This window comes from Rhodococcus sp. WB9 (assembly GCF_007558985.1).
Taxonomy (GTDB): domain Bacteria; phylum Actinomycetota; class Actinomycetes; order Mycobacteriales; family Mycobacteriaceae; genus Rhodococcus_F; species Rhodococcus_F opacus.
Genome location: NZ_CP041769.1, coordinates 5,725,868 through 5,737,930 on the forward strand (window position 1 = coordinate 5,725,868; position 12,063 = coordinate 5,737,930).

Genomic DNA, 12,063 nt, shown 5'->3' on the forward strand with positions numbered 1-12,063 from the left:
GGTCCTTTCACAGAAGAAGAAGCTTGAAGTCGAGGACGATCCATGTCAGGAGCCGGGTGGCCGGAACGGATCGAAGGGGTCGCCGGCGGACGAGCGGGCCGGGGTCGCATCCCAGGAAGGTGCGGCACCGAACGTCGGGGCCGGCGGGGCACCGAAGGGATCGGACGACTGTGGCGTGCTCGGCGTCGTCGCGGTCGGAGTCGGGGTCGAGCCGGGGTGATCGGCCCTCAGCTCGGCAATCCGGCCCGGCACCTTGCGCACCAGGTCGGCGACCAGACGGCGGTTGCTCTCCTCGGTGGCGTCCCCGCCGACGAGCAGCAGCACGGTCGCCAGGTTCGCCGGACCATCCGGATCGTGCAGCACCACCCAGTTGTTGTGGATGGCGAGGGGAAGCCGCGCGCCGCCCGTGCGCCGGTCGACGCACGGTTCGGCTCCGGACGCCGCGACGAGGCCGGGCTGTTGCGCGACCACGTGCCCCGGCCCGAACGGCGACAGACCGATTCGCGTCCGCAACTCCACACCCTCGACATCCAGGCCGCGAGCGGGTTTGTTGAGCCCCCGCACGAGCTGACTCAGGTCGCTCTCCCGGATCCCGAATTCGACACCGTCCCGCAGAACCTGCCCGCCCTCGATGGTGACGCCGACGCGCATTGCCTTGAGCGTCTTCGCCGGAATTCGGGCGGTCCACCACTTGATGCCGTAGAGCACGAGCGGCGGCACTGCGATGCTGACCAGGAGCACCAGCACGAACACGAGCCAGAACCGCCCGCTGTTGAGCGGCTTCTGCAGCTCGGCGGTGAACGCGACGGTGATCGGCAGCGCGCGGTCGGGCTCACCGGGAGGCGACATCATCAGCGAAATCGAACCGTTGAGCGAGCCGTTGCCCGCTGCCGGAACAGACAGGTCGACGGGGAGGTTCGCCTGCTGGCCCTCACCGATCTCGAGGCAGTCTGCGGCGGACGGCGCGGTGCCGGCGGAGACACCGACGTCACCGACTCCGTCGGGTACGGCGTCGAGCGCGACCGATGCAGCCTGGTCGAACCACACGCAACCGGGCCCGGCGATCGGGATGCTTGCGGCGAACTGGCCGGCGCCTTCGACGGTGCCGAAATCGACCTTCGACGGCACGGTGGGGTAGCCGATCGGCGGAGACACCGTGAGCGGGACATCGACGAACTGCGGTGTCAACGCCGTGCCCGGGGCGATGACGTCACCGGACGCGGATCGGGCGTCGGCCGTCGTCACATCGAGCGTGAGCCGAAGCGTCGCCCCACCCGGCGGGACCTCGGTGAAATCGAGTTCGACGGGATCGCCGATGCGTTCCTTGGCAATCCGATCGACCAACGGGTGATCGACGTTCCCCGCATCGGTCAGCGACACCGACAGGGCGGCGCTACCCAGCAGATCCGAGGGGTCGATCTCGTTCCGGTCAGAGTCGACGATTCCCAGGCGGATGGCGGACGTCTTCTCGCCGCTGTGCACGGCCGTCGTATCCATGCCGAGCCATGCCGGGAACAGATTGCCCGAGATGTGGATGTTCGTCTTGGAGCGGGCCAGCGGGCTGGAGCCGTCGGGATCGACGAACACGAGTGCCCACATGCCCTGCCACTGGGCGGAATCGGTGGACTTGGTCATCGTGAAGCTGACCGAGCGAGGCGACATCCACCGGTACGCAACCTGGGCGCCGTCCAGGGTCGCGGTCCTGGGTGCGCCTTCGCGGTCGAGTGCGAGTTGCGCCCCGCTCGGAGCGACGAGGGTCGGGATCAGCCCCTCCGCGTCGGCCGAGCCGAGCACAGTGACCGAGCTGATCGAGTCGTCGAGCACGAAGCGGTGCTGCGCCTCCTCGCACACACTCACGACGCAGACACCCGTCTCACCCTCGATCGGGGCCTGACCGGGTGTGCTGAACGCGTCGAACGCGAACAAGAGGTCGTCGATGTTCTGCGCGAGGTAGAAGTCACCGGGTGACGGTGACGTGGTCTTTCCGCACGCCCCGTCGCCGCCGGTGGCGATCGACCGCATCAGGTCGAAGTCGCTGGGCTGCGCGGCCCCCGCGGCCAGGCCCACCGCGAACGTGACGATCCCCGACGAGCGCAGCTGATCGGCGATGCCGGCGGGACGACAGATCGATTCCCGGGCGGCCGCCACCACCTGTTGGACGCCCTGATCGCTACCCAGGGAAACTCCCTGCGCGTAGGGCTTCTCGGCGTCACGGACGGTGAAGTCGAGCTTTCCGTCGGAGAACCACGCCACCGCCTGGCAGCGGTTGGTCTCCGATTGGCCGTCGCGCTCCGCAAGCGTGCGGCGGGCACCGTCGAGCGCGTTCCAGTAGTCGGTGTCGATGCCGTCCGTGCGAGTACGGAACCTCTCGACCTCATCCTGCAGGGCGGGCAGCGAACCGTTGTCGAGTCGGGTCCACGGTGCGTGGACAATGAAATTTTCGGAGAATCCCGCGATCGCGACGTTGAGCTCCACACCCGCGGACCCGCCGAACGTGTTGAGCTGCTCGAGCAGGTAGTTGGCTGCAGACACGCGTGCCGCGTCGGGGTCGGAACCCTGGAGGCTGCCGGATTGATCGACCATGAGCAGCAAGTCGCCCTGTTGCTGCGCGGCGAGGCAACCACCGAAATCTCCGACCGCTGCGGTCGTCGGGGCTGCCGACGCGGACGGGATCGCCAGCATCAGGGGCACGAGCATCATTGCCGCGAGCGCGGCTACCTTCTTCACAGTCGACCCGCCCATTCCGCAATGTGCCACGCGCTCGCCACGATTCCCGCTCCCGCGAGGGCGACGACGACCCAATAGCCCCGCTGGGCGACCTTCGATCGCGCGTACACGGGCTTCGCCCGCTGCGCCGTGTCGAGCACGGTATAGCGGGCCAGGAGCACGAATGCGACCCAGCCCGCCAGCACCCATGCGAGGAAGGCGAAGGCCGTGAACGAACCAGCGGTGATCGCAAGGATCAGCCCCGCCGTGGCCGCCATTGCGGCCACGGCGAGCCAGAGGACAGGGGGTTCACCCTGCGCGATCGTGCCGCCGGGTCGCGGGCTCTGTGCTGCAGCGAAGGGCTCCGCGACGGCAGGCGACGCGAACGTGGAGGGCTGAGATGCGAAGGGGTCGGCGGGCGCCGAGCCGGAGTGGCCTGCGGCCGGCCACGACGAGGTCGAGTCGGTGGACCCGCGATCACGCGAGGTGTCGTAATCGCTGAAGTCGAAGGGATTGGTCATCGAGGCACGGATTTCTCTCGCGGTAGGGCGCAGACGCACAGGGAACCAGGTGTGGTGATCGAACATTCCATCGCGACATTGCGACGAGCGTTACACGAGTGATGATGAAACAATAAGCGGCACAGCGAGTTGCAGATACCACTACCGAACGCGTCGCCCAGCAGGCGGCACGTCGGCCACATCCGAATCGGCGGCGTCGATCACGCGCGCCCGTCCCCCTCATTTCCTTGAACGTCGAACTATGCTGCTGAAATTACACCCCGCCCCCGACACGTTTCTCGACCAACGCGGGTTAGGCGACGAGATTCATTCAGACGAATGACAACACCACGCGCTTTTCGGCTGACCGTCCACCCCGAGCGCGTTAGTTGAAACTAATACCAGACAAACCCGACGTAACACATAACCGTGCCTGCGCTGGTGACCTAGCTAATAAACTGCGCCCCAACGAATCCGGGTCAATACACCGTTCAACCGACACCGCCGGGGACAATTAGGGACTTTCGGCCCTAGCGGTGTCGCCGTCAGCGCTTCAGCAATTGTTGGGCTCACCGATCTTCACAACCGACAGCACCGCGTCGCCCTCGCCGACCAAGGCACCGGGCGACGGCTGCTGACCCACGACGATCCAGTTCGAGTCGAGCACCTGCATCCGTCCTGCACCGGTCGCATCGGCGCTGCGCGAGAAGAAGACCCCCGCCGCCTGGATCATGTTCTGCGCCGTCTGCAGGTTCATGCAAACCACGGCCGGCATCGGCACCAGAACGGGGGCACTCGAGGTCGGCGCCACAGGCGCAGCCTGCACCGGAGCCACGGGCGCAACCGCGACCGGTGTGGTCACGGGCACCGTCGTCGTCGGCCGCGTGGTCGTGGTTGTCGTCGTGGAAGCGACCGCGGTGGTGGTCGCCGGTGCCGTCGACGAGGACTCACCCGAACCGCAGCCGGCAAGACTGGCGGCCGCCAGGACGACGCCCACGCATCCGACGATCGAGGAGAACAACGGCCGTCGCGCGTTACGCGCCCGGCTCACTGATTGCGAGTTGGCAGCGGCGGGCTGAATATCGATCGACACGGCAGTGCCCTTTCAGAAATGCGGGCGACCTGCCCGGAAACTTGCTGATTCTCGCCTGGGTAGTCGCAGACGAAACTGTGTAAGCGCTCGCGCGTCCGATTTCCTATCCACGCAGCGACAGCACGATGGTTGAAACTAATACCAGACTGCCCGGACTTTCACACAATTCAGCAACGGGTCGCCAACCAATGCATGGACGTTACGCAATCACCTGCGCGTCAACGTATCCGAGTCAATACACTGTTCGATCGACATCCCCGAATAGGCACCTCGGCTGATTTGTCGGTCCCCCACGACAAGATGTCGCCGTGACCGAGCACACCGTCGTTCAGCGAACCTTCATCGTCGAAGGACGCCCCTGGAAAGACGCTGTGATCGCGCACCTCGAACCGAGGTCGCCGTACCGGCCCTGGTTTATCCGCGAACCTATTCGCAGCGGCGACGTGCTCATCACCGTGCTCGACACCGAACCGCGCACGGTCCTGTGCATGGAGCTCGCGGGTCCGTCATCGCCCGACACCATCGGCGTCACGCAGTCGTGGACGCTCCCCGAACTTCCGTCCGTTGCTGCCGTCGAAGCCGGCGCGGGCGTCGTCCTTCCCACCATCGCCGGTCGGGTCGACAACGAGGTCGGCGGCCGACTACTGACTCCGCTCCTCGAACATCCTGCGAACTTCGACGACCCGTTCGCCCGACGAGACGAGGCGTCGCACACCACGGCGGCCGCGGCGCGTGTGCTGCTGAAGTCCGCCGGCAAGTGCACAGCCTGCGGAGAGACGATCGACTTGCGTGGCAGTGCCGCGCGGGAGCGCGTACACATCCACACGGCCGAGAACGGCGTCGACCACTGGAACTATTACGGGCCGGCGCATGACTGGCCGGCTGCCTTGTGCGGCAGGTGCCAGACTGCGATGACCGAGGGCGGATTCTCCACCTTCCTCGACTACCGCTTCTCCTTCCACCCGAGCTGCCCGCGATGCGCCGCATCGCAAACCCGGTCCGCAGTGATCGGCATGCCGATCCCGCGCGAGCCGGTGCCGCCGTGGACTGTTCCGTTGGGCTGCATCGTCACTGACCCACGGCCGGACTGGATCTGCGGCGCATGCGGGCACCGCTGGGCTAACTAACGGGGCGACATCAGATCCCCATGCGTTTGGCCAACTCCGCTCCTCCGACCTCGCGGATGAAGTCCGGATCGCCGCACACCACCAGCTGATCCCGGGCACGCGACAAGCCGACATACAGCCGCTCCCGCGAACGCTCCTGCACCACTTTCTCATTGAGCGCCAGCACGACGGCCCGGCGTTCCAGACCCTTGAAGCCCAGGACGTGCCCGTAGAACACCTGCTCGGTGTCCCAGAAGCTGTCCCAGTAGGCCACGTTGCCCTCCGCCTGCCGGCCGACCTGCTCGGGATGACGGCTGCCCGTGGCAAGCAACGCCAGATCCTCGGGACGCCACCCCTCGTCCATCAACGAGTCGATCTGATCGTCGGCCACTGTCAGCGCATCCTCCGCCGCGCAGGGCACGAAGAGTACCTCCGGGCCTTCCCCACCGAGCAGACGCATCCGCTGGCCGACCAACGGCGTGAACGAGTCCGCGATCTGACGGGTATTGCGCAGATTGTGGTCGAGCACCAACGGGACCAATTGAATCGGCGGAACACCCTGCCGGTCGAACACCCGCTGCCCCTCGTCGCTGAACACATAGATGCCGCCGGCTTCTTCGTCACGCAGCGCCGCCAGCAACGGCCCCCACCAGTCATCGGCGAAGTCCTGCGCCTCGTCCACGACCACCGCGTCGAACCGCTCCCGCAAGGGCAACTCCGACGCCAATTCCGCCATGTGCCGCGGAAGGTCGTGTTCCCAGAACTGCACGGTGTCGGTGGTGCGGATGCTTTCGTCCGGCCCCTCCGGCGCTCCCCACCGCTGACCGAGCGCATGAAACTCCCCCACATATGCGGGCCGCTCCTTGTAGGACCAGGTGGCGGTCAAGCGCTCGAGATACGACGCCAGCCCGTGCGAGTAGCAGATGAGTGCCACCCGCTGCCCCTGCTTCGCCAGCCGCCGCGCCTTCTCGACGGCGAGGAAAGTCTTGCCACTTCCGGCGCCGCCCCGCACCTCGACACGGTGCAACAACCGGATCGCGTCGAGAATCACCGACTGCTGGGCGGTGAGTGCGTCGGCAGCGCCTTCGTTCGCGATCGCCCTCGCGACCACGTCGCGTTGCGGTAGCCCCCGTCCGGAGAGGACCGTCGTGAGCTGATCGACCCCATCAGCGGGCAGCGCGGGGCGGTCCAGCTGTTGACCGGACAGCACCTTCTGCAATCGCGACACCACCTCGTCGAGGTTGCTGCGATCAATCACTTTCCAACGCGGGCATTCCGGCAGGGCGAAGTCGTCGGCGATCTCCACATTGGGGAAGACCACCACGTGGTCCCATCGCAGCCGCCCGTGGCTCCAGCGAGGGTCGGCCTCCACGTAGCTCCGCAGGGCATACAGCGCGTCGCGTGCTTGCCGGACCGGGTTGATGACCGTCGGTCCTTTTCGCTGCTGTTGGTACCAATCGGTGCCGTCGTGCCAGATCTGCCCACCCTTCACCTCCAGGCAGACGATCCCGTACCCTTCGAGCGCGACCACGAAGTCGATCTCGTGGTCCTTGAGCCTGTCGGTGACCCGTTGGTTTGCCACCACGAGGTCTCCGTCACCGAGCTGACCGAGCAGTGCATTCCACACCGATTCCTCGGAAGCATTCACCAGGCGCGGATTCTCGGGAATTCGGGTCACCATGCGGATACTTTCGCACGTCGGCCTCGATCGAGCGCGGCAATCCCCGGCTGACCTCCTCCTTCAGTAGTAGTTTGGCGATGTGGATACCAAGTGGCAGGACTCCAAGGCCGTGTCGTCGATGCTCGACGACTGGGACACGTGGGCAGTTGTCGGGCTCTCCGGCAATCCCGACCGGACCGCGTTCCGGATCGCGGAGCTGTTGCAGCGCCGAGGAAAACGTATCGTCCCGATCCATCCTGACGCACCCACGGTGCTCGGCGAGCAGGGCTACGCCACCCTCGCGGACGTCCCGTTCGCAATTGACGTCGTCGATGTCTTCCGCAAATCCGAGGCCGCCGGCGAGTTCGCCGACCAGGCCGTCGAGGTAGGTGCGAAAGGAGTCTGGTTCCAACTGGGCGTCATCGACGAGGCCGCCTTCCAGCGAACCACCGTGAAGGGCGTCGCGATGGTGATGGACACCTGCCCAGCGATCGAGTGGAGTGCGCGGGATTCAGCGTGACCATGGTCGGGCTGTAGTCCGCCGCGCGCGACGGCCGCTACTCTGGACCGAAATCGTGCAAATCGGACAACGGTCTGACGCGCGCCGCTCAGTCAATCGGAAGGTTCCCACCTGTGGCCATCGACTACACCCGACGCCCCTCCACTCCTGCCGCACCGCAGGGCGGAGTCAATCTGAGCAAAGTGACCTTGTCGAAGGCCGCGCCTTCCGTGAGCCTCACGAAGTCGGGTGAGCGGCAGGGTGCGATGCGGGTCAACCTCAACTGGTCGACGGGCGCGACGCCGCAACCGAAGAAGACCGGCTTCTTCGCGAAGCTCGCGGCCGCCGCGGGCGGCAACAACGGCATCGACCTGGACCTCGGCTGCCTCTACGAACTGGCCGACGGGTCGAAGGGTGTGGTCCAGGCACTCGGCAACACTTTCGGATCGCTGCAGGCCCCGCCGTTCATCAAACTCGACGCCGACGACCGCACCGGCACCGTGACCGGGGGCGAGAACATGCATATCAACCTCGACCGACCGGAGATGTTCAAGCGGATCCTCATCTTCGCGATGATCTACGACGGCGCACCCAACTGGGCAGCCGTGGACGGCGTCGTCACCCTCTACCCCACCATTGGACCCGAGGTGGAGGTGCGATTGGACTCCTCGAACAGTTCCGCTCGCATCTGCGCAATCGCGATGCTGCAGAACACCGGACAAGGCATCACCGTGACCCGCGAGGTGAGGTACATCGAAGGCAGCCAGGCCGATCTCGACAAGACCTACAGCTGGGGCATGAAGTGGGCGGCCGGCCGCAAGTGACGGCGCCTGCGGCGCGGGGACCTGGACGCCTCAGAGTGGCGGCCCGCACGCGTACTCGTAACCAGGTGCCGCGTCCACCCGCAGTCGGCGCCGGAGGTGGGCGTCGAATATACTCTTCGCGGCCTTGCGGAGTCGGATCGAGGGGATCCAGATAGCGTGAGGTGAGGGGACACTTCGGGGGGGACACATCGTGAAGGTCGATCCAACAGAACTGCGCGTGCTCGCTTCATCTATGTATGACGTAGGCGAAACGATCGATGACATCGAGGTCCGTGGCTCGATCAGCACGGTAGGCGACTTCATGCCTGGCTGCGATGTCCCTGCTGCACTCGACGAGGCAGGCGAGTTCATCGAAGGCGCATATCTGCGAATGGCGCAGCAAGCGAGGCGAATCGCGGCTGTCGCGACAGGGAACGCGCACGAGTTCGAAGTTTCGGAGGACGACTTCCGATCGCAACTGAACGCAATCGGAGCTCGGCCCTGATGCCGACGCGCAGCGAGATCGAACGATGGAAGCCGGCCGCACTCCTCGATGTCGCCGCGCGCCTGCGCGTCGGAGACGCCGACTACACAAGTCAGCTCGATCGAATGCGCTCGGGGCTCCAGAATGCGGGAAGTCACTGGCACGGCGAATCGTACGATGCGGCATACGACCGGATCGGAACCGACTGCGATATCGGTGCACGGACATCACGAGCGATCTTGGAGCTCATTGATGTGCTCGATCAAGGTGCGAACAATCTTGTTTCTCATCTGACTGTCGTCAACACCAGAACGGCTGAGGCCGAGGCCGACCATTGCGCTGTGGCCGATGACTGGTCCGTTGTCGGCGATACCGCTCAGGCTGAGCAACATTCATCCGCTATCGCTGCCGCGTTGCGGGAGCTCATGGTGGTCGCGGATGACACCGCGAGGAAGATTCGCGACGCCGCCGTCGAGATCCGGACGTGCGGAAATCAACTACCTGAGGGACTCGATCCCTCGGGCGCAGAACATGTTGTCGGCACGCAGGAAGCCCGCGATCAAGTTTCAGCTGAAGCGTTCAATGACATGTTCGGGCGATACCCGCTCTCGCCAAGTGACTGGCAAACCGCCACCGTGCTGAATCCGAACAGCTACACAGAGATGTACCAAGGAGTGCAGCCGGAAATCAAGGTCGTGCACATCGATCCGGTACCGGGCCAGGGGGTCATTCGGACGAGTAGCTTCATCGAGCAATACTCGGTGTTCAACCGGCCGTATTACGACCTGGGAGACAATCGCCCGAACAGTCCCGACTTCGATCCCGAAAACAGCAGAGTAACCACCTATGTCGACTACGAGAACGGCATCGTCGTCATGCGGCAGAACCCGTCGGTCGATACCAACGGTGAAGTGAAGGTCGGGTCTCCGGACGTCGAGGTGTGGCAGGCGGACGACGGGTCAGTGCGCCTGAAGTACGAAGCAGCGAACCCCTTCCATCCGAAAGTCGGACCATTCGAAGCACCCGGCTATGCAATGCCCACCGTGCACGGCGATGTGGTGATCACGCCAGGTCAGGGGCAGCCCGGCATGCCCGGTTCCACTGGTGTGACGGTCAATGGAACGCGCGCCGACTATCCGTCTTTCGAGGTGTACCAAGACGATCCCACCGGCGCGACGCACACGGTAGCGGTTGATCCCGCTGCCTCGGGTCAACCATGGGGTCCGGCGCTCAACCTCTGGACCGACCATGACATCGGCAGCGGCGAACGTGCGCTGGAACAGTTTCAGCACGTTCAGGAATGGGCTGGGCGCATCCCTCCCACCGTGTCCGATCTTCCCAGCACGTGCCTGGGCAGCACCGACAATCCGCCACGCGTGAAGTGACCAGGAGACGGGTCGAAGGTTGATGAATGTGTTGAGAAGGGCCACGACAACCGGCCCCGGCTATTGGAGAGCTGCGACTCTAGGCACTCCGTCGTGGCTCGCACTCGTCGTCGCAGGGTTCTTTGCTGTGGCTCCCATCGTGGGTGCCCTCTTCCCGGGCGATCCGGCCGACGTTGCCGTCGAGTTCGCCACCATTGGCACCGAAGCCGTCATCAGCATTCTGGTAGCGGTCGCGCTGTTCGCGAGCGGATCGGCGGCCCGGCGTGGATTCGCACTGGGCATCGTCACCGCGGCGATAGTCGGCGTGGAGTTCGCGGCGATTCACTTCGCGATCAACATCGATGCACAGTATGCGGTGGCTCCGTGACCCAGAAGACTGACACCTGGTTCGGTGCGGCCACCTATCTGTCAATGGCGATTACGCTCGTGCTCCTTGTCGTCGGAATCGTAAATCCGTCGACCGATTCGGGCACACCGGCCTGGGCATGGGCCGCTCTTGTTGTCGGGCTCGTCATCATGATTGCGTTCTTCGTTGCCGGCCAGATCTATCGGCGCATCGCGTTTGGAGTACTCATCGGGCTGCTGACGCCGCTCTGTGCGTTGCTGGCGATTCCGATCGTGGCAGGAATAGGTCACATAGTGGGTGCAGACGTCGGGTAGCCACCAGTGCAGACCAGCGACTGACACAGCCGCGTCTGGGAAGGCCGCACACGTTCCGATCGACTGTCACGGGGCATGGCACTAACGTCAGAACTATGTTCAGTACCGAGATCGAGGTGCGCACCGGCGCCGAGCCGGTGGTGCACGACCTGACCCGTGAGATCGAGAAGTTCCTCGCCTCAGCAGGCGCCGGTGACGGCCTGTTGCATGTATGGGTGCCGCACGCCACTGCTGGACTCGTCGTCATCGAGACCGGCGCGGGAAGCGACGACGACCTCCTGCGGGCGATCGACGAAGTGCTTCCGCGCGACGACAGGTGGATCCATCGCCACGGCAGCCATGGGCACGGCCGCGACCACGTGCTGCCGGCGTTCCTTCCGCCCTACGCGTCCGTGCCCGTCTTCGACGGGGCACTCGCGACGGGCACCTGGCAATCCGTGTGCCTGGTAGACACAAACATCGACAACCCGGTGCGGCACGTCCGGTTCAGCTTCCTGGAGGGCTGACCCGGCGCCTGCGGACCCTCTCCGATCACGCTTGCGCGAGTCCCCTTGCCAAGGAATAGATTTCGGGAAGGCTCGCCGCCTCGTCGGTGGACGATTGGTCCACCCACGTTTCCAACGCCGCTCGGAGCACGGCGATCGACACATCGACCGCCAGTCGAATCTGCAAGTCGGCGCAGTCGAACCTCGTCGACACCACATCGACAAGAGCCGCGGTCCGACGCACACTCTCGCGCGCCAGCTCGGCACGCAGCGCCGGCTCCTTCTTGATGAGTCGGTTCACCCGCAGCAATCGCCGGCAGGCGATCGACGAACTGTCCGAGTACATCGTCAGAGCAGCGGCGAAGGCCCTCTCCAGCGCGAGCCTCGGTGAGACCCCCGAGTCGAGCTGGTCGAGCCCTCCGGCCAAGACCGCCTCAAAGGCCCAGTGGTCCCGGAGCGCGGCCTCTTCCTTGGTAGCGAAATATCGGAAGAAGGTTCGCTGGGACACTCCCGCAGCCTGCGCGATCTCGCCGACGGTCGTGCCCTCGACACCCTTGTGTTCGAACAGCGTGAGTGCGGTCTCGCTGATCTCGACATTCGTCTGCTCGCGTCGTCGCTCCCGCAGCCCCAGCGGGCCGACGGGCAGGTCAGGCGACACGGAGAACACTTCGGGTCTGGTCAT

General features: G+C 65.2%; 14 protein-coding genes. 9 read left to right on the top strand and 5 right to left on the bottom strand.

Going from position 1 to position 12,063, the window contains the following annotated elements:
- Positions 1-45: 45 nt before the first annotated feature.
- The 3 genes from FND50_RS26720 to FND50_RS26730 all read right to left on the bottom strand — a co-directional run bounded on the left by FND50_RS26720 (position 46) and on the right by FND50_RS26730 (position 3,963).
- Entirely contained in the window at positions 46-2,727 is a 2,682-nt protein-coding gene (locus tag FND50_RS26720; protein WP_144287695.1) for a vWA domain-containing protein, read from the bottom strand.
- Positions 2,724-3,227 (bottom strand): hypothetical protein, encoded by a 504-nt coding sequence (locus tag FND50_RS26725; RefSeq protein ID WP_260850729.1) that lies wholly within the window; start codon positions 3,225-3,227, stop codon positions 2,724-2,726. Before FND50_RS26725 ends, FND50_RS26720 begins: the two co-directional genes overlap by 4 nt.
- Positions 3,228-3,759: 532 nt before the next feature.
- Positions 3,760-3,963, bottom strand: a complete 204-nt coding sequence (locus FND50_RS26730; protein WP_144287697.1) for a calcium-binding protein — start codon at positions 3,961-3,963, stop codon at positions 3,760-3,762.
- On the opposite strand from FND50_RS26730, the gene FND50_RS26735 reads away from it, so the two are divergent.
- Positions 3,962-4,285: a hypothetical protein gene (locus tag FND50_RS26735; RefSeq protein ID WP_144287698.1), complete on the top strand. Its 324-nt coding sequence runs from the start codon at positions 3,962-3,964 to the stop codon at positions 4,283-4,285. The two genes, FND50_RS26730 and FND50_RS26735, sit on opposite strands and share 2 nt — an antisense overlap.
- 322 nt (positions 4,286-4,607) lie before the next feature.
- Positions 4,608-5,426, top strand: coding sequence for a hypothetical protein (locus FND50_RS37145; protein WP_260850730.1), 819 nt, complete (start codon positions 4,608-4,610; stop codon positions 5,424-5,426).
- 10 nt (positions 5,427-5,436) lie between these two features.
- Here the strand turns inward: FND50_RS37145 and FND50_RS26745 are convergent, their stop codons facing one another.
- Positions 5,437-7,086 (bottom strand): NERD domain-containing protein/DEAD/DEAH box helicase, encoded by a 1,650-nt coding sequence (locus FND50_RS26745; protein ID WP_144287699.1) that lies wholly within the window; start codon positions 7,084-7,086, stop codon positions 5,437-5,439.
- A 79-nt stretch (positions 7,087-7,165) separates the two neighbouring features.
- Between FND50_RS26745 and FND50_RS26750 the strand changes: the two genes are divergently transcribed.
- The 7 genes from FND50_RS26750 (at position 7,166) to FND50_RS26780 (ending at position 11,402) form a co-directional block, all read left to right on the top strand.
- Entirely contained in the window at positions 7,166-7,585 is a 420-nt protein-coding gene (locus FND50_RS26750; RefSeq protein ID WP_144287700.1) for a CoA-binding protein, read from the top strand.
- A gap of 113 nt (positions 7,586-7,698) precedes the next feature.
- Complete coding sequence (locus FND50_RS26755) at positions 7,699-8,388, top strand: tellurium resistance protein (protein WP_144287701.1); 690 nt, start codon at positions 7,699-7,701, stop codon at positions 8,386-8,388.
- Between the two features lie 190 nt (positions 8,389-8,578).
- Positions 8,579-8,872, top strand: a complete 294-nt coding sequence (locus FND50_RS26760; RefSeq protein WP_260850731.1) for a hypothetical protein — start codon at positions 8,579-8,581, stop codon at positions 8,870-8,872.
- Positions 8,872-10,236 (top strand): hypothetical protein, encoded by a 1,365-nt coding sequence (locus tag FND50_RS26765; RefSeq protein WP_144287702.1) that lies wholly within the window; start codon positions 8,872-8,874, stop codon positions 10,234-10,236. The genes FND50_RS26760 and FND50_RS26765 overlap by 1 nt, the downstream gene beginning before the upstream one ends.
- Before the next feature lie 127 nt (positions 10,237-10,363).
- A complete protein-coding gene (locus FND50_RS26770) occupies positions 10,364-10,603 on the top strand; it encodes a hypothetical protein (protein ID WP_144287703.1) in 240 nt (79 codons plus the stop codon).
- The gene (locus tag FND50_RS26775) at positions 10,600-10,896 is read left to right on the top strand and encodes a hypothetical protein (protein WP_144287704.1); all 297 of its coding nucleotides are present in this window, start codon (positions 10,600-10,602) and stop codon (positions 10,894-10,896) included. Before FND50_RS26770 ends, FND50_RS26775 begins: the two co-directional genes overlap by 4 nt.
- Positions 10,897-10,991: 95 nt before the next feature.
- Positions 10,992-11,402 carry a secondary thiamine-phosphate synthase enzyme YjbQ gene (locus FND50_RS26780; RefSeq protein WP_144287705.1) on the top strand — a complete coding sequence of 137 codons (411 nt, stop codon included), beginning with the start codon at positions 10,992-10,994 and terminating at the stop codon, positions 11,400-11,402.
- 25 nt (positions 11,403-11,427) lie between these two features.
- Here the strand turns inward: FND50_RS26780 and FND50_RS26785 are convergent, their stop codons facing one another.
- Positions 11,428-12,063 (bottom strand): TetR family transcriptional regulator, encoded by a 636-nt coding sequence (locus FND50_RS26785; RefSeq protein WP_144287706.1) that lies wholly within the window; start codon positions 12,061-12,063, stop codon positions 11,428-11,430.

Bases quoted from the DNA above. Each gene is read 5' to 3' on its own strand.
- FND50_RS26725 (WP_260850729.1), bottom strand. From the start codon at position 3,227: ATGACCAATCCCTTCGACTTCAGCGATTACGACACCTCGCGTGATCGC.
- FND50_RS26735 (WP_144287698.1), top strand. From the start codon at position 3,962: ATGCAAACCACGGCCGGCATCGGCACCAGAACGGGGGCACTCGAGGTC.
- FND50_RS26730 (WP_144287697.1), bottom strand. From the start codon at position 3,963: ATGAACCTGCAGACGGCGCAGAACATGATCCAGGCGGCGGGGGTCTTC.
- FND50_RS26745 (WP_144287699.1), bottom strand. From the start codon at position 7,086: ATGGTGACCCGAATTCCCGAGAATCCGCGCCTGGTGAATGCTTCCGAG.
- FND50_RS26765 (WP_144287702.1), top strand. From the start codon at position 8,872: ATGCCGACGCGCAGCGAGATCGAACGATGGAAGCCGGCCGCACTCCTC.
- FND50_RS26780 (WP_144287705.1), top strand. From the start codon at position 10,992: ATGTTCAGTACCGAGATCGAGGTGCGCACCGGCGCCGAGCCGGTGGTG.
- FND50_RS26785 (WP_144287706.1), bottom strand. From the start codon at position 12,063: ATGACCAGACCCGAAGTGTTCTCCGTGTCGCCTGACCTGCCCGTCGGC.